14 protein-coding genes are annotated in these 16606 nt (G+C 60.3%); 3 read left to right on the forward strand and 11 right to left on the reverse strand.

Annotated features, from left to right (window positions below; all coding sequences use genetic code 11):
* Positions 1-141: 141 nt before the first annotated feature.
* Entirely contained in the window at positions 142-936 is a 795-nt protein-coding gene (locus tag FDP25_RS01705) for a S1 family peptidase (RefSeq protein ID WP_154148447.1), read from the forward strand.
* Between the two features lie 284 nt (positions 937-1220).
* Here the strand turns inward: FDP25_RS01705 and FDP25_RS01710 are convergent, their stop codons facing one another.
* From FDP25_RS01710 to katG, 7 genes are all read right to left on the reverse strand, one after another.
* On the reverse strand, positions 1221-1592 hold the full coding sequence (locus FDP25_RS01710) for a Na+/H+ antiporter subunit G (RefSeq protein ID WP_154148448.1): 372 nt from the start codon (positions 1590-1592) through the stop codon (positions 1221-1223).
* Between the two features lie 13 nt (positions 1593-1605).
* Positions 1606-1875, reverse strand: coding sequence for a K+/H+ antiporter subunit F (locus FDP25_RS01715; RefSeq protein WP_154148449.1), 270 nt, complete (start codon positions 1873-1875; stop codon positions 1606-1608).
* On the reverse strand, positions 1872-2363 hold the full coding sequence (locus FDP25_RS01720; RefSeq protein WP_154148450.1) for a Na+/H+ antiporter subunit E: 492 nt from the start codon (positions 2361-2363) through the stop codon (positions 1872-1874). Before FDP25_RS01720 ends, FDP25_RS01715 begins: the two co-directional genes overlap by 4 nt.
* On the reverse strand, positions 2363-3964 hold the full coding sequence (locus FDP25_RS01725; RefSeq protein ID WP_154148451.1) for a monovalent cation/H+ antiporter subunit D: 1602 nt from the start codon (positions 3962-3964) through the stop codon (positions 2363-2365). Before FDP25_RS01725 ends, FDP25_RS01720 begins: the two co-directional genes overlap by 1 nt.
* The gene (locus FDP25_RS01730) at positions 3961-4326 is read right to left on the reverse strand and encodes a Na+/H+ antiporter subunit C (protein ID WP_154148452.1); all 366 of its coding nucleotides are present in this window, start codon (positions 4324-4326) and stop codon (positions 3961-3963) included. The genes FDP25_RS01725 and FDP25_RS01730 overlap by 4 nt, the downstream gene beginning before the upstream one ends.
* 1 nt (position 4327) lies before the next feature.
* Positions 4328-7189: a monovalent cation/H+ antiporter subunit A gene (locus FDP25_RS01735; protein WP_154148453.1), complete on the reverse strand. Its 2862-nt coding sequence runs from the start codon at positions 7187-7189 to the stop codon at positions 4328-4330.
* Positions 7190-7441: 252 nt separating this feature from the next.
* On the reverse strand, positions 7442-9619 hold the full coding sequence (katG, locus tag FDP25_RS01740) for a catalase/peroxidase HPI (RefSeq protein WP_154148454.1): 2178 nt from the start codon (positions 9617-9619) through the stop codon (positions 7442-7444).
* Between the two features lie 169 nt (positions 9620-9788).
* On the opposite strand from katG, the gene FDP25_RS01745 reads away from it, so the two are divergent.
* On the forward strand, positions 9789-10673 hold the full coding sequence (locus tag FDP25_RS01745; RefSeq protein ID WP_154148455.1) for a LysR substrate-binding domain-containing protein: 885 nt from the start codon (positions 9789-9791) through the stop codon (positions 10671-10673).
* Between the two features lie 6 nt (positions 10674-10679).
* On the opposite strand, the gene dxs is transcribed toward FDP25_RS01745, so the two are convergent.
* The 3 genes from dxs to FDP25_RS01760 are packed head-to-tail and all read right to left on the reverse strand — an operon-like array spanning position 10680 to position 13819.
* Entirely contained in the window at positions 10680-12623 is a 1944-nt protein-coding gene (gene dxs / locus FDP25_RS01750) for a 1-deoxy-D-xylulose-5-phosphate synthase (protein ID WP_425500496.1), read from the reverse strand.
* Between the two features lie 15 nt (positions 12624-12638).
* Entirely contained in the window at positions 12639-13568 is a 930-nt protein-coding gene (locus FDP25_RS01755; RefSeq protein ID WP_425500497.1) for a polyprenyl synthetase family protein, read from the reverse strand.
* An 8-nt stretch (positions 13569-13576) separates the two neighbouring features.
* Positions 13577-13819, reverse strand: coding sequence for an exodeoxyribonuclease VII small subunit (locus FDP25_RS01760; RefSeq protein WP_154148456.1), 243 nt, complete (start codon positions 13817-13819; stop codon positions 13577-13579).
* 101 nt (positions 13820-13920) lie between these two features.
* Between FDP25_RS01760 and FDP25_RS01765 the strand changes: the two genes are divergently transcribed.
* Positions 13921-14889 carry a phosphotransferase gene (locus tag FDP25_RS01765; protein WP_172982727.1) on the forward strand — a complete coding sequence of 323 codons (969 nt, stop codon included), beginning with the start codon at positions 13921-13923 and terminating at the stop codon, positions 14887-14889.
* Here FDP25_RS01765 and FDP25_RS01770 read toward each other — a convergent pair whose 3' ends face one another.
* Complete coding sequence (locus tag FDP25_RS01770) at positions 14890-16479, reverse strand: helicase HerA-like domain-containing protein (protein WP_154148458.1); 1590 nt, start codon at positions 16477-16479, stop codon at positions 14890-14892.
* Between the last annotated feature and the right edge of the window lie 127 nt (positions 16480-16606).

Genomic DNA, 16606 nt, shown 5'->3' on the forward strand with positions numbered 1-16606 from the left:
CCACCCCCACCGGGGGGACGTGCTGTTCATTAACTGTTGAGTTCGGGGGCTCAGATTTTTTCTTCAAAATTGCTGCCACTTGTCGAAGAGTGATCCGGTCACGTATGGCGTATCCGAGTTTCATTTTTCTGGGAGGGTATCTTGACCTACCTGCAGAGCTACGTCGTTCCGATTTGCACCTATGACATTGATGAGGAACGAGCCGACCTCAAGCGCCTACACGGGACAGCATTCTATTTTGGTGCGAATGGCTTCTATTTGACTGCTCGTCATGTCATCGAAGCCGCGTTGAAAGCGGCTGAACAAGACGACGTCAAAGCCGGTTTGGTGGTCAAAAGCAATCATGGTCAAGGTCTTGAAAGCATGGCCCTTGACCTCAAACAATACGAGTTTGCCCCACAGCCGTTCGATGTTGCTGTCGGGCGATCCGGATACTTTCCCAAGACCCCACTTCGAACAAACATGACCGAAGCTCACGTCTGGACCGACATTGCCGCTCTTGGATACCCCGATAGCGCCTCAGTGAAAGACCAAGATGGTCTGTGGATGAATGTTCGAGGATATCGAGGGCATATCCAGCGCCCGACAATTCCACGGGATATTGCGATTGGCACCCACCCAAACGGATTTGAGCTTAGCTTCCTGACAGGCCCCGGCTCCAGCGGCGGGCCAGTGTTCTGCGTTGATACTGAGACAGTGATTGGGGTTATTGTTGCTTCCTTTCGATCTGAGCATATCGAGGACCAAGTGGTCGAAGTTCAGAGCAATGGAGCCGAATACCGAGAGATGCGAGTGCGGGTCGAGCAATTCGGATTCGCCCATGACATTCGTGGACTGCTTGATTGGAAAGCCGATCTCTTTGAAGGTCATACACTCAGCGAAATTTCGGAAATGCCCTTTGGGCAACTGCCCTCCACGCGTGACTTGGCACCCTAGCGCACCCTATAGATTGACCGAAGCTCTACGTGAACTTGGAGCTTGCTGTTTGGCACTTCTTCTGCAAGACACAGGCACACAAATCCACCACCCTCGGCACACACGCCGGGAAATCGGGTTGGAGCGCATGTCGCGCAAAGCATTGATATAAAGGCGTTTGAGGCACATCAGACCAAGTTTGGTTCGACCCCGCCTCGCCTACCGCCGGAGCCAAAAGTTTCGAGGGCCTAGCGTAAAATCGCTGGGCCCTCTTCGTTTTTGAACCCGTGTCGCCTTGGAGCGTTTTACTCCTCGTCCTCTTCGCGATTGGGGGGATCAACATAGACAGACCAGCCATATTCGCTTTGCGACGGCGGCAGATCCTTGGCGCGGATGTTGGCCTGAAGGAAGGTCTTGGCGATGAAATGCGCGCTGATCGGGGCGGTGAGAAACAAGAACAGCGTGATCAGCAGTTCGTGGAACGACAGGTGCCCCTTCACCAGCCCAAAGTAGAGCATGGAGGCGATGAGCACGCCGCCCACCCCCAGCGTCGTGGCTTTCGTGGGGGCATGAAGGCGCTGCATGGTTTCTTGCAGCTTGATCATGCCAAGCGACCCCACCAGACCGAAAATGCCAGCGATGACGATGAAGGCGGAAATGATGATCTCCAGTAGCATGGTGTTTCCCCCCTTATTCGATGATGTCGCCGCGCAGAACGAAGCGGCAATAAGCGACGGTTGAGACAAATCCCACCATGGCGACCAGCATGGAGGCCTCGTAGTAAACGGCCGTGCCCTGCCAGATGCCATAGAGGATCAGCAGCGCGATGATATTGATCACCATGGTATCGAGGGCAAGGATACGATCGGCGGTGTCCGGGCCGGTGGCCATGCGCCACAGGTTCAGCAACAGGCCAAGGCCAAAGCAGACGAAGGCGAAAATCAGGGCACTGGTGATCATTGGAATATCTCCTTCAATCGCCATTCGTAGCGCGACTTGATCTCGTCGCGGACACCATCGGGATCATCGGTGTGAAGGCAATGCACGAGGATGCTGCCGCCATCCGCCGAGAGCATCGCCGAGACGGTGCCCGGCGTCATGGTGATCGTTCCGGCCAGTACGGTGATCGCCTCGGGCGAGGTGATCTCAAGCGGAACGGTGATCCAGTGGGAATGGGTGTTCTTGTTGGACTTGAAGAGGATGATCAAAGCCACCTGCACGTTCGCCACCACGATGTCCCACAGGACGATCAGGATGTATTCGGCAACCCGGAAAGGTTTGCCGATCTTCGCGCGCCGCGGCCAGTAAGGGGCTGTCATCATGGGCACCACGATGGCAAGGATCACGCCCAGCAGCACATTGCCGGAGGTCACCTTGTTGACCAGCGCAAGCCAGACGAACAGCAATGTCAGGCTGAGGACGGGATGGGGGAAGATACGTCGGATCATCAGTGTGTCTCCTCCTCTGTCCCGGTCACGGTCGGGGCCTCGCCTTCGGGCAGGACGGCCGAGATATAGTCATCGCGGTCATAGAGCTGTGCCGAGGCGCCTTCCAGGAAACCAGTGATCGGACCAGCGGCTGCGGACAGCAGGGCCAGAAGCGCGAGAGCCGCCATCGTCGGGGCCACTTCGAGGGCCGTGGCGGGTTTGGGCGCCTCGTCGGAGGGGGCTTCGCCCTCTTCCTCGCCCTCGTCTTGGGCCTTGGTCTCTTCTTCCTCGGGCACTTCTGCGGTGGACTTCCAGAACAGGATGCTGCCCGCACGCGCAAAGCCGACGATGATCAGGAGGGAGCCAAGCAGGATGGCCACCCAGCCCAAGGTCATGAAGCTGCTGTCACGGATGGCATCTAGGATCACCAGCTTACCAAGAAAGCCGCTGAGCGGGGGCATCCCGGCCATCCCGATGGCCCCGGCAAAGAAGAGCGCCGCGAAGAGGCCGTTTTGCACCGTGGGTGGTTGCGCCGTCAGGATGTCACCCGCCGCGCGGCGCGTGACCACCAGATCGGCCAAAAGAAACAGGGCCGCCGCCGAGAATGTCGAATGCACGAGATAATATAGCGCCGAGGTGGTGGCATAGGGCGTGAACCCCGCCACGGCCAACATCATCGTCCCCATGGAGGCAACCACCGCGAAGGACAGCAGCGGCATCAGGCGCCGTGCACCGAGGACCCCCACGGCCCCCACGGCCAGCGTCACGACCGCCGCCGGCATGAGCCATTGCGCGATCAGCCCTTCGGTTGCGGCCACGTCGGGCCCGAAGGAAATGGTATAGATACGGATGATGGCGTAGGCGCCCACCTTGGTCATGATGGCAAACAGCGCCGCCACCGGGGCCGGAGCGTTGGAATAGGTACCGGGCAGCCAGAACTGTACCGGGAAGAGCGCGGCCTTGATGGCGAAAACCACCATGAGAAGGATCGCCGCCACGCGCACGAGGGCCGCATCCTCAACCGGGACCTCGCGCAGTTTCACCGCCAGATCGGCAATGTTGAGTGTGCCAGTGGAAGCGTAAAGCGTGCCAAGGGCAAAGAGGAACAGCGTGGAGCCTGCAAGGTTCATGACCACGTATTGCAGGCCCGCCTGAAGGCGCACGCGCCCGCCGCCGTGAATCATCAAGCCATAGGACGCGATGAGCAGCACCTCGAAGAAGACGAAAAGGTTGAAGGCGTCGCCCGTCAGGAAGGCCCCGCAGATGCCCATCAACTGGAACTGGAACAGGGCGTGGAAATGGCGGCCTTTCTCGTCCCACTTGGTGGCGATGACGTGGATCAGAACGATCAGCGCCAGCGCCGAGGTCAGCAGGACCATGAGCGCCGAAAGGCGGTCGAGAACCAGAACGATACCGAAGGGCGCGGGCCAATCCCCCAAGCGATAGGCGATGACCTCGCCCCCCATGGAGGTGATGGTCAGGCCAACCGCAATGGCGAACAACAGCACTGTTCCGGCCAAAGACGCCGTCCGTGCCAAGGTGATGTCGTGGCGCATGACAAATGCGACCATCGGGGCCAGCAGCGCAGGAAGAATGACGGGGGCAATGATCCAATGTGTCATGCGCCACCCTCTTTCTGCGCGTCGGTGACGTCATCTTCTTCGGTCATGTCGATGCGGTCGTGATCGGCCTCAAGGAAGGCCCCGAGGGCGAGGATCACAAGAACGGCGGTCATCCCGAAGGAAATCACGATCGCCGTCAGGACCAGCGCCTGCGGCAGCGGGTCGGTATAGGAGGCCTCGCCGTATTTTTGCAGGACGGGTGGCATGTTGACCGCCAGCCGCCCGGTGGAGAAGAGAAAGACATTGACCGCGTAAGACAGCAGCGCCAGCCCGAGGATCACGGGGAAGGCCCGCAGGCGCAGGATCAGGTAGACCCCTCCGGCGGTCAGGATGCCGACAGATGTGGCAACGACGATTTCCATGTCAGTCGGTCTCCTTCTCGGTGGTGATGTCGAGTGATGGGTCATAATCCATCGGATCCACGTTGACGGTTTCACCGGCATAACGAGCGATGCGCGACAGGCTGTAGAGCATGAGCATCACCGCGCCCAGCACCGTGAGGAACACGCCAAGATCGAACATGAAGGCCGAGCCGAAACCGAATTTCTCGATCCCGGGCAAGTAGATATATTCATAGAAACTGGTCAGGAACGGGCGCCCAAAGAGGAAGGCCCCTGCCCCGGTCAGACCGGCCAGCACCGCGCCCCAGCCGATCAGCGAATGGTACTCGATCCGCTTGCGGCTTTGTGTCCATGCAAAGCCCGAGGCCATGTATTGCATCAAGAGCGCAATGGAGATCACGAGGCCCGCGACGAACCCGCCTCCCGGTTGGTTATGCCCGCGCAGGAAGATGTAGACGCCCACCATGACGGCAATCGGCAGCATGGCACGGGTGCCCACCACCATCATCAAAGGGTGTCGGTCGCGTGAGCGATCGGGGGGCACGGGCGCCGCGCGAAGCTTGCGGCCCGCCGGGCCATTCAGCAGTGTTTCCATCAAGGCGTAAATCGTGAGGCCTGCGATCCCCAGAACGATGATTTCGCCATAGGTGTCGTAGCCCCGGAAATCAACGAGGATGACGTTGACCACGTTGGTTCCGCCGCCGCCCGTATAGGAGTTGGCGAGGTGGTAATCGGAGATCGTGCTGAAATCGCGGGTGAGGAAAGCATAGGCGAGCCCGGCCACGGCTCCGCCCGCTGCTATGGCGATGGCCCCGTCACGCAAACGCAGGCCCGCGCCGCTTTCGCGCGGGGTGCCTTTCGGCATAAAGTAAAGCGCCAAGAGCAGCAGCATGATCGTGACGGTTTCGACCGAGATTTGCGTCAGCGCGAGGTCGGGCGCGGACAGGTAGACGAAACCACCCGAGACCATGAGGCCGATCACCCCGATCAGCACCAGCGCGCGGAAACGGTTGCGGTGATTTATGACCACAAGCGCCGTTGCCACCATCAAGAGCACCCAGCCCACGGCAACAACGGCCGGAATGGGCAGGAGGTCGCGCGTGGGGGGCGAAAGTGTCCCGGAGGTGAAGGCGAGATAGCCAAGCGCCGTGGTTACAGCGACAAATATCGCCAGATAGCGGCTGATGGCGCCGTTGTGCAGGGTTTCCGAAGTCGCCCGCGTCAGGCGTACCGCCGCGGCAATCAGGGTATCGAAGATGTTTTTCGCCTCGGGACGTGGGGTGGCGAGCCACACGCGATCCAGCGGTTTGTGCAGCAGCAAGAGGATCGCGCCGCCAACGACTGCGATGATCGACAGGTAAAGCGCGGGCGTCAGGCCGTGCCAGAGCTTGAGGTGGGCATGGGTTTCGTGGCCGGTGACCGCTGTCGCGGCCATGTTGACCACCGGCTCGGCAAGGAAGGGCATGATGCCGATTACCACGACCATCACGGTCAGCAATGCCGGTGCGGCCCACATACCGAAGGGCGGGTCATGCGGCTTGGCCGGGTAATCATCGCGTACCGGTCCGCCGAAGACGTGGAAGATGAACCGCAGGCTGTAGGCAACCGAGAACACCGCGCCAAGCGTGGCAAGGGCCGCCACGATCCACGGGTTTTCCCACCAGACGGTATGCACCGCTTCTTCCAGCATTTTTTCCTTGGAAATGAAGCCGTTGAAGGGGGCGATCCCGGCCATGGAAAGCGCGGTGATCGTGCCGATCACGGCGGTAATGGGCATGAGTTTGGCCAAGCCACCGAGGCGCTTGATATCGCGGGTATGCGCCTCGTGATCGATAATGCCCGCAGTCATGAAGAGCGCGGCCTTGAAGGTGAGGTGGTTGATGATATGGAAGACGGCACCAATAGCGGCGGCCTTTGTTCCAAAGCCCAGAAGCATGGTCAGCAGGCCAAGGTGCGAGACCGTCGAAAAAGCCAGAAGCGCCTTGAGGTCATCCTTGAAGAGCGCGATCACCGCGCCCAGAACCATGGTGATCAGGCCCACTGTGGCAACGATGTAGAACCATTCGGGCGTTCCTGCGAGGGCGGGCCACATGCGCGCCATCAGGAACACCCCCGCCTTCACCATGGTCGCCGAGTGCAGGTAGGCCGAGACCGGTGTCGGCGCGGCCATGGCGTGCGGCAACCAGAAGTGGAATGGGAATTGTGCGGACTTGGTAAAGGCCCCCAACAGGATCAGGATCAGCGCGGGCATATACCATTCCGACGCTTTGATCTGATCGCCTGCGGCAAGGATATCGGTCAGGTTATAAGAACCCACGACATTGCCCAGGATCAACATGCCCCCGATCATGGCAAGGCCCCCTGCCCCTGTCACGGCCAAGGCCATGCGGGCGCCCTGACGGCCTTCGGGCAGGTGTTTCCAATAGCCGATGAGCAAGAAGGACGACAGCGAGGTCAGCTCCCAAAAGATCAGCAAAAGCAGGATGTTGTCGGACAGGACAATCCCAAGCATCGCGCCTTGGAACAGCAGCAGGTAAGTATAGAACTGCCCCATCGGGTCATCGCCCGAGAGGTAAAAGCGCGCATAGAGCGTGATTAGCAGGCCCACCCCGAGGATCATGCCCGCGAAAAGCAGGCCCAGACCATCAAGGAAGAAGCTGGCCGAAAGTCCCAGTTGCGGGAGCCATGCGATTTCGGCGCGGACCACCTCGCCGTGCATCACCGAGGGCGCAAGCGTGCCCAGCATGACGATGGCAAGGATTGTCGGGGCGGCGGTGAAACTGGCACAGGCATTGCGACCTGCCCGGATCATGATGCCGGGGACGAGGGCCCCGATGAATGGTAAAATTGCGATGATCGGTAATAGACTGCCGCCGTTGCTCATGTGCCCCCCGTTTGCCTCCCCGAAACCGGCTTCCGACTTTTGTAGCTACTTGTGAGCGCCTGTGAAAGGCGACTCTTTCCGTTTGGGACGGATTTGTCGGATAACCCTTTGCTGTCGCGCGTTAATATAGCGGAGGATAGCAAGCCGCCCACCCGAATTTCAAACCAAGAAACAAAAAACGGCGCCCCGAAACAGGACGCCGTTTGCTTTTTCAGCATCAGGTCGGGGCCAAAAGGCCCCCCGACTTACACGTCACGCTTCGAGGTCGAAACGGTCCGCGTTCATCACCTTGGTCCAGGCGGCAACGAAATCCTTGACGAATTTCTCCTTGTTGTCGTCCTGCGCGTAAACCTCGGCATAGGCCCGCAGGATGGAGTTGGAGCCGAACACCAGATCGGCGCGCGTGGCCGTCCATTTGACTGCATCACTGGCCCGGTCGCGGATTTCATAGGCGTTGTCGCCCACGGGCTGCCAGCGGTTGCCCATATCGGTCAAGTTGACGAAGAAATCGTTGGTCAGGGCACCCACGTTGTCGGTGAAGACCCCGTGCGCGGTGCCACCGTGGTTCGTGCCCATGACACGCATACCACCGACCAGAACCGTCATTTCATGTGCCGTCAGGCCCATGAGTTGCGCCCGGTCGAGCATCATTTCCTCGGGGCTGACCACATAGTCTTTCTTCTGCCAGTTGCGGAAGCCATCGGCCAGCGGTTCGAGAACGTCGAAGCTGTCGGCGTCGGTCATCTCGTCGGTGGCATCGCCACGGCCCGGCGCGAAAGGCACCTCGATGTCGACACCGGCGGCCTTGGCGGCCTGCTCGATACCGACGTTACCGGCCAGAACGATCACGTCGGCAATGCTGGCCCCGGTGTCCGCCGCGATGGGTTCAAGCACGCCCAGAACCTTTTGCAGGCGGGCAGGTTCATTGCCTTCCCAGTCCTTTTGCGGGGCAAGGCGGATGCGGGCACCATTGGCCCCGCCGCGCATGTCCGAACCGCGGAAGGTGCGGGCGCTGTCCCAAGCGGTTGCGACCATTTCCGAGAGCGACAGACCGCCATCCGCGATTTTCGCTTTCACGGCGGCGACGTCGTAGTCGGTGTTGCCTGCCGGGATCGGGTCTTGCCAGATCAGGTCTTCGTCTGGCACGTCGGGGCCGACATAACGGGCCTTCGGGCCCATATCGCGGTGGGTCAGTTTGAACCATGCGCGGGCGAAGGCATCGCGGAAGTAATCGTCATCCTCCATGAATTTTTCACAGATGGCGCGATAGGCCGGGTCCATCTTCATCGCCATGTCCGCATCGGTCATGATCGGGTTATGGCGCACCGACGGATCGGTGGCATCGACGGGCTTGTCTTCTTCCTTGATGTCGACCGGCTCCCACTGGTTGGCACCGGCGGGGGATTTCTTCAACTCCCACTCATAGCCGAAAAGCAGCTTGAGGTAGCCGTTGTCGAACTTCGTCGGATCGGTCGTCCAAGCGCCTTCGATGCCCGAGGTGATCGCGTTCGATGCCTTGCCGCCCATGTTGGGGTTGTCCCAGCCAAAGCCCTGCGCCTCGATACCGGCGGCTTCGGGTTCCGGGCCAAGCGCCTCGGCGTCGCCGTTGCCGTGGCATTTGCCGACGGTGTGACCACCCACGGTGAGGGCTGCGGTTTCCTCGTCGTTCATCGCCATACGCGCGAAGGTTTCGCGCACCTGCTCGGCAGTTTTGAGCGGGTCCGGTTGACCGTTCACCCCTTCGGGATTCACGTAGATCAGGCCCATTTGCACGGCGGCCAGCGGATTTTCCATGGTCGCTGGTTTCTCGACGTTGCTATAGCGCTCGTCGGAGGGGGCGAGCCATTCTTTTTCAGCACCCCAGTAGGTGTCGATTTCGGGCGCCCAGATATCTTCGCGGCCAAAGCCGAAACCAAAGGTTTTCAAGCCCATGGATTCATATGCGATGTTGCCTGCGAGGATGAAAAGATCGGCCCAGGAGACCTTGTTGCCGTATTTCTTCTTGATCGGCCAAAGCAGGCGGCGGGCCTTGTCGAGGCTGGCGTTATCGGGCCAGGAATTCAGCGGCGCAAAGCGTTGATTGCCGGTCCCTGCCCCGCCACGGCCATCGGCCAGGCGATAGGAGCCAGCGGCGTGCCACGCCATGCGCACCATCAGGCCACCATAGTGCCCCCAGTCCGCGGGCCACCAATCCTGACTGTCGGTCATCAGGGCGGTCATGTCTTTCTTGAGCGCCTCGACGTCGAGCTTATCCAACTCCTTACGGTAGTTGAAATCCGGCCCCATCGGGTTGGTCTTGGTGTCGTGCTGATGCAGGATTTCGAGATTGAGCGAGTTCGGCCACCACTCCATGTTCGAGGTCTCGTGAGAGGTAATGCCGCCATGCATCACAGGGCATTTCCCAGACGTTTTCACATCATTTCCGTCCATTGTCATCTCCGATGGTTATTGAATTTATTTGGCTCTGGCTTGAAAGACCGTATGCAGAGGGCACGCGGGATTGCGCCCGACCTCCCCCCATTTGTCTTTAGAATCAGTCTAACAAACAAGTTCCATTGGATTAAGTTGCATTTTCTGATTGCAGTGATAACTTCAGCTTATGGATAATTTCTCATTGAGACAATTACGTTATTTCACTGCCCTCGCACAACATGGCCATTTTGGGCGTGCCGCCGAGGCTTGTGCAATCTCGCAACCGGCCTTGTCGGTGCAAATCCGCGAGCTGGAAGCTGCGGTTGGACAGGTTTTGTTCGAACGCGGTGCGCGACAGGTCCGCCTGACCCGGTTCGGAGAAGAGTTCGCAGGCCGGGTGCGCGACATTCTGAGATCGGTCGACGAGTTGTCCGAAATGGCGCGGGTGGCGCGTACAGGGTTGTCAGGGTCGCTACGCTTGGGGGTCATCCCGACGATTGCGCCTTATCTGCTGCCGGGTGTCATTGGGCGGTTGACCGAGGCCTACCCCGATCTGGACCTGCATGTGCGCGAAAGCATCACGCCCCGATTGCTGGAAGAACTGACCGACGGGCGTCTGGATGCGGCGATTGTCGCCTTGCCCGTCTCGGAACCTTCGCTGACCGAAGTGCCACTGTTTGACGAAAGCCTGTTATTGGTGCGCCCAGAGGCCGAGCGTGACACCCCGGTGCCACGCCCCGAAACCTTGCAGGAGATGCGGCTTTTACTGCTGGAAGAAGGCCATTGTTTTCGCGACCAGGCCCTATCCTTTTGCCATCTGGCACAGGCGCGGGAGCGCGAAGGTCTGGATGGCAGTTCCTTGTCGACCTTGGTGCAGATGGTTGGTGCCGGACTTGGCGTGACCTTGATCCCGGAAATGGCCGTGCCGGTCGAGACACGGTCGGCCAATGTCAGCCTTGCGCGGTTTGACGATCCGCAACCGGGGCGGACGGTGGGCATGGTCTGGCGAAAATCCAGCCCGCTTTCTGAAGATCTTATGGCATTGTCCGAGGTTGTGAGCGCTGCGGCCTGATCATGCTCAGGCGCGTTTGCTGTCGATCCGTGCCACACCCAAGACATCCAGAACCCGCGCTTCGATATCGGCGGCATTGAGGCCAGCGGTGGCGTACATGTCTTCGGGGCTGGCTTGGTCGATGAAGACATCAGGCAAGACCATGGAGCGGAATTTCAGCCCGTGATCGAACACGCCATGATCTGCCAAAAGATGGCTGACATGGCTTCCGAAACCTCCGATGGCGCCTTCCTCGATCGTGATCAGCGCCTCGTGATTGGTCGCCAGATCGAGGATCAGCGAGGAATCGAGAGGCTTGGCAAAGCGGGCATCGGCCACCGTGGGCGTAATGCCGCGCGCGGAAAGGGCTTCGCAGGCCTTCATCACTTCACCCAGACGGGTACCGAAAGACAGGATCGCCACGCGACTGCCGTCTTGGATCATGCGGCCCTTGCCAAGCTCCAGCACCTCACCACGTTCGGGCATGTCGACCCCTTCACCTTCCCCGCGCGGATAGCGGAAGGCAATCGGCCCGTCGGTATGGGCCACGGCGGTGGCGACCATGTGTTTCAACTCTGCCTCGTCGGCGGCAGCCATGACCGTGAACCCCGGCAGGTTGGCCAGGAACGCCACATCGTAGCTCCCGGCATGGGTCGCGCCATCGGCCCCGACAAGCCCGGCGCGGTCAATCGCGAAGCGGACGGGCAAGCGTTGGATCGCCACGTCATGCACGACTTGATCGTAGCCGCGTTGCAGGAAGGTGGAATAGAGCGCGCAAAAGGGTTTCATCCCACCTGCGGCCAGACCGGCCGAAAAGGTCACGGCATGTTGTTCGGCGATGCCGACATCGAAACAACGGCTGGGATAACGGTTTTCGAAGAGGTCCAGACCCGTGCCATCGGGCATGGCCGCTGTGATGGCACAAATCTTGTCGTCTTGCGCGGCCTCTTGCAGTAGCGCCTCGGCAAAGACCTTGGTGTAGCTGGGGGCGTTGGAGGGGGCTTTTTTCTGTTCGCCCGTCGCCACATCGAATTTCGCCGTGGCATGGCCGCCGTCGCTACGGGTCTCGGCAGGAGCGTAGCCTTTGCCCTTCTTGGTGCAGACATGAATGAGGATCGGGCCATTGGCGCGTTGCCGAACGGTGCGCAGGACCGGCAGAAGCTGATCCATGTCGTGGCCGTCGATGGGGCCGACATAACTGAATCCCAGTTCTTCGAACAGGGTACCGCCCACGGTCATGCCCTTGAGCATTTCCTTGGCGCGCTTGGCCCCTTCCTGAAATGGCGGCGGCAGAAGTGACACCGCCCCCTTGGCGGCGGCCTTGAATTCCTGGAACGGCTCCCCGGCATAGAGACGTGAAAGGTAGGAAGACAACGCCCCGACCGGCGGGGCGATCGACATCTCGTTGTCGTTCAGGATGACGATCAGGCGCTTACCAAGGTGGCCCGCGTTGTTAAGCGCCTCAAAGGCCATGCCCGCCGACATGGCCCCGTCACCGATCACGGCGATCGCATCACCATGACCCGTGTCGCAGGCCCCGCCCAAGTCACGCGCCACGGCAAAGCCGAGGGCCGCACTGATCGAGGTGGAACTATGCGCCGCACCAAAGGGGTCGTAGGGGGACTCGGAGCGTTTGGTGAAGCCCGACAACCCGCCCTTTTGGCGCAGGGTGCGCATCCGATCACGCCGTCCGGTCAGGATTTTATGCGGGTAGCATTGATGGCTGACGTCCCAGATGATCTTGTCACGCGGGGCATCGAAGACGGCGTGCAGCGCAACAGTCAGTTCCACGACGCCAAGGCCAGCGCCAAGGTGCCCCCCGGTTTCCGAAACCGCCGCAATAGTATCGGCGCGCAACTCATGCGCCAATTGGGTCAGTTCAGCATCGGAAAATCCCTTGAGATCCGCGGGCGATTGCACGCGATCCAAAAGCGGGGACTCGGGGTTCGGGGTCAGCGGTGGCTGCGACATGGCGGAACGCCTTTCTTACACACGGCGCGAGATAACGAAGCGGGCGGCCTCGCGCAAGCAGTCGCCCTGCTCTTCGTATATATCTAGGGCTGTGCAGGCTTTGTGCACGAGTTCCGCAGCATATTCCTTGGCCCCATCAAGGCCCATGTGGCTGACGAAGGTGGCCTTGCCACGGTTTTCGTCCTTGCCGACGGCCTTGCCCATTTCCTTGGCGTCGCCCTCGATGTCCAGCACATCGTCCCAGATCTGAAAGGCCAGTCCAAGACACTCGCCATAGGTATCAAGCGCCTGCCAATGCGCGTCATCCGCTTCAGCCAAGACCGCGCCCGCGCGGGCCGACCAACGGATCAAGGCCCCGGTCTTGCCGTGCTGAACCTGTTTGATCTGCTCTAGGCTGTAGGGCGCATCAGAGGTTTCCGCCTCGATGTCCATCATTTGCCCTCCAACCATTCCGCGATGTCCGGCGGCAATCGCAAGCGAGCGGATCAGCGCGATCTGCACCTGCGGGGGTGTCTCCCTTGTTTCGCAAATCAATTCGAAGGCCAGGGTTTGCAAGGCGTCCCCGGCCAGAACGGCGGTGTGCTCGTTCCACTTGCGGTGTACGGTCGGTTGCCCGCGGCGCAGATCGTCATCATCCATGCAGGGCAGATCATCGTGGACCAGAGAGTAGGCGTGGATGCACTCGATGGCGAGAGCGGGCCGAAGGGCCGTGCCGGCGGAGATGCGATTCATGCGCGCCGATTCGAGCACCAGAAAGGCACGCAGGGCTTTTCCGCCGGACAGCGCATATCGCATGGCTTGCGTCAGGTCGTTGTCGCCTTCGCCCAAGGCATCCTGTTTCGCGTCGGACATCAGGTTTTGCGCCCGCTTCAGGGACTCGTCGAAGGGGCGCAATTTCAGGTCGTCGGCTTGGTCGAGGGGCCGCCCCGCAAGGTCATATTTCATGGGGTGCGTCAGCCGGCATCGACCGGCGTGGTGCCATTGGGCGTGCCTTCGCTATCAAGCGTGATGGCGGCGACCTTTTCCTCGGCCTCTTTCAGCTTGGCCTCGCAGCGTTTCTTGAGTTCCGCGCCACGCTCGTAAAGCGTGATCGATTCCTCAAGCGCCACATCGCCGCGTTCCAGCTTGCCCACGACCTGTTCCAGTTCTTGCATGGCCGCCTCGAACGACATTTCGGAAACGGGGGTGTCAGACATGGCTTTGATCCTGTGGCTGCTGATTTGGGGCCACTCTAGCGATGCTGCCGGACAGGTTCAATTCGGTTGACGTACGGTGCGGGCTGGGGAATTCTGCGGGCATGAGCAATGCCCCCCATGCAACCGCCGATAATCTTGAGCAAGTACTGAACATGACCGAGCGGTTTGACGCGGCACGTGCAACAGATTCTGCCTTGGAAGACGTGGAGATTCAGGACTTACTGCGGGTGGTCAAGGGCAAGCGCGCGATCATCGCCTGCACCTTCGCTGGCCACCCGGCGGTGATGCGCATGATCCTTGAGGATGACCCAGACGTGTCGCGGCGTGAATGGGAGGAACTTTCCCGCATCTGGCCTGTAATGTCGGATGGGCCTTACCGCGTGGTGGAACCCCTGCATCATAGTGTAGCGCACAACCTTTTGGTGGTTGAACGTGCCGTGGGAACGCCGCTTTTGAAACTGCTTTGGCAAAGCGACAAAGCGGAGCGTGCGCAATACATGGAACCCGCGGCCCGATGGTTGCGGCTTTATACCGGCGGCACAGAGGAATGGCGTGGGGCACGGCATCGGCGGTGGTTGGCCAAGGCCGAGCGGGCCGCCGAGCGGCAAGCATTCGACAACTTGCGCAAGATCGAGACCGAGATCATCGCGCTTTTGCATCAGATGGCCGACCGCATGGATGGTGCCGAGTGGCGCACGGCCATTCTGCACGGGGATTTTCACCCCAACAACCTGATGGCACGGGACGGGCGGTTGGTGGGAATCGATACCGGCGGGTCGGCGCGGATGCCCATTTACAAGGACATGGCGCGGTTTCTGGTTCATATGGGACGGCGCGGCATGATGCCCTCGGGCAAGACGCGGTTGGGCGTGGACGCCATCGGGCTTGCCAATATGGAAGAGGTGTTTGGCCTCAATGCCTTTGAGAGGCAGTTTGCCCTGCCTTTCATGATGGGCTGCGAGGTGCTCATGCGGGTAGAGACGCGCAAACTTTCGTCGTCGCGCATCCGGCGGTCGGAAGAGATGTATAACCTCTTCCGGGATGATCTGACCGACGCCCTCGGGACATGATCAGCGCCCCTTGAAAAGGCCCCCCAATATGCCGCGTACGATGCGACGCCCCGTCGTGCCCTTGAGTTCCTTGACCACGGCACGCGTCAACGCCTCACCGATCCCGGCGACGATACCGCCCTCGTTCTTGCGCTTGCTGGTCGAGCGGCTAACGCCTTTGCCCGAATAGCGGCGGGCGGCGTTGAATTCGCGCATGGCCGCGGTTTCCTTTTCGGCGGCAAGCTCGGCCTCTTCGGCCTCGCGGGCGGCTTCTTCGGCACGGGAGGCAAGGATTTCGTGGGCCGAACGGCGATCAAGCACATTCTCGTATTTTCCGGCCACAGGGGATGCGGCAATCACCTGTTCACGCTCTGACCGTGAAATCGGGCCCAGTTTTGAAGACGGCGGGCGAATGAGGGTCCGTTCAACGACCCCCGGAACGCCATCGTCTTCGAGCATCGAGGTCACCGCCTCACCCACGCCGACATCACGAATCGCATCGACAACCTCGAAGCGTGGGTTGGGTCGGTAGGTTTCAGCGGCGCGCTTGAGCGCCTTGCGGTCACGGGCCGTAAAGGCGCGCAGGGCGTGCTGCACCCTGTTGCCCAGTTGACCCAGAATATCTTCGGGCACGTCGTCGGGATTTTGCGTGATGAAATAAACGCCGACCCCTTTCGAACGGATCAGGCGCGCGACCTGTTCAACCTTGTCCAGCAAGGCATCAGGCGCATCATCGAACAGCAGGTGCGCCTCGTCGAAGAAGAAGACCAGCCTCGGCTTGTCCGGATCCCCGACCTCGGGGAGGTTTTCGAAAAGCTCACTGAGAAGCCAAAGCAGAAAAGTGGCATATAGGCGCGGCGACTGCATGAGGCGATCGGAGCTCAGGATACTGATACGCCCCTGCCCTTCGGGCGTGCATTGCATGATATCCGACAGTTCAAGCGCCGGTTCCCCGAAGAACTGCGTCGCGCCCTGGTTTTCGAGGACCAGAAGTTCGCGTTGAATGGTGCCGACCGAACGTGACGAGACGTTCCCATAGCGCAATGAAAGCTCATCTTCGTTTTCGCCCACCCAGACGAGCAATGATTGCAGGTCTTTGAGGTCAAGCAGCGGCATGCCCTGCTCATCGGCCACGCGGAAGGCAATATTGAGCACGCCTTCCTGTGCCTCGCTCAGGTTCATCAGGCGCGACAGCAGAAGCGGCCCCATTTCGGCCACCGTGGTGCGGACCGGATGCCCCTGTTCCCCGAAAAGGTCCCAAAAGGTGACCGGGAAGGACTCATAGCTGTAGTCATCGAATCCGATGGTGCCCGCGCGCTTCATGAAGGCATCATGCAATTTGAAGGTTTCGCTTCCAGAGGCCGCAAGGCCAGACAAATCGCCTTTTACATCGGACAAAAACACCGGAACGCCGGCCTTGGAAAAGCCCTCGGCAAGGATTTGCAGCGTCACGGTTTTCCCTGTCCCGGTGGCCCCGGCAATCAGGCCATGGCGGTTGGCATACTCCAATGACAAACCTTGCTTCACCCCATATTCTGGGCCGCCTCCGCCAACAAACACATGATTTTCCACGCCTGACCCCCTGTCCCGAGTTTTCCTTGATCTGAACATACAAAGTTAACTTTTCTCTGCCAGTGTATTTTCACCCGATACCCTATGTCCTCTTGGGATCGGGTGACTTCCTCCCTGTCAGACTGGCCGCACCCTCGGGTGCGGCCCTTTTTGTTCGCTCAAAGGG

The sequence above is a fragment of the Roseovarius bejariae genome, from assembly GCF_009669325.1.
GTDB lineage: Bacteria > Pseudomonadota > Alphaproteobacteria > Rhodobacterales > Rhodobacteraceae > Roseovarius > Roseovarius bejariae.

Coding starts and splice junctions, on each gene's coding strand:
- FDP25_RS01710 (WP_154148448.1), bottom strand. CDS start 1,592: ATGCTACTGGAGATCATCATTTCCGCCTTCATCGTCATCGCTGGCATT.
- FDP25_RS01715 (WP_154148449.1), bottom strand. CDS start 1,875: ATGATCACCAGTGCCCTGATTTTCGCCTTCGTCTGCTTTGGCCTTGGC.
- FDP25_RS01720 (WP_154148450.1), bottom strand. CDS start 2,363: ATGATCCGACGTATCTTCCCCCATCCCGTCCTCAGCCTGACATTGCTG.
- FDP25_RS01725 (WP_154148451.1), bottom strand. CDS start 3,964: ATGACACATTGGATCATTGCCCCCGTCATTCTTCCTGCGCTGCTGGCC.
- FDP25_RS01730 (WP_154148452.1), bottom strand. CDS start 4,326: ATGGAAATCGTCGTTGCCACATCTGTCGGCATCCTGACCGCCGGAGGG.
- FDP25_RS01735 (WP_154148453.1), bottom strand. CDS start 7,189: ATGAGCAACGGCGGCAGTCTATTACCGATCATCGCAATTTTACCATTC.
- katG (WP_154148454.1), bottom strand. CDS start 9,619: ATGGACGGAAATGATGTGAAAACGTCTGGGAAATGCCCTGTGATGCAT.
- FDP25_RS01745 (WP_154148455.1), top strand. CDS start 9,789: ATGGATAATTTCTCATTGAGACAATTACGTTATTTCACTGCCCTCGCA.
- dxs (WP_425500496.1), bottom strand. CDS start 12,623: ATGTCGCAGCCACCGCTGACCCCGAACCCCGAGTCCCCGCTTTTGGAT.
- FDP25_RS01755 (WP_425500497.1), bottom strand. CDS start 13,568: ATGAAATATGACCTTGCGGGGCGGCCCCTCGACCAAGCCGACGACCTG.
- FDP25_RS01760 (WP_154148456.1), bottom strand. CDS start 13,819: ATGTCTGACACCCCCGTTTCCGAAATGTCGTTCGAGGCGGCCATGCAA.
- FDP25_RS01765 (WP_172982727.1), top strand. CDS start 13,921: ATGAGCAATGCCCCCCATGCAACCGCCGATAATCTTGAGCAAGTACTG.
- FDP25_RS01770 (WP_154148458.1), bottom strand. CDS start 16,479: ATGTTCAGATCAAGGAAAACTCGGGACAGGGGGTCAGGCGTGGAAAAT.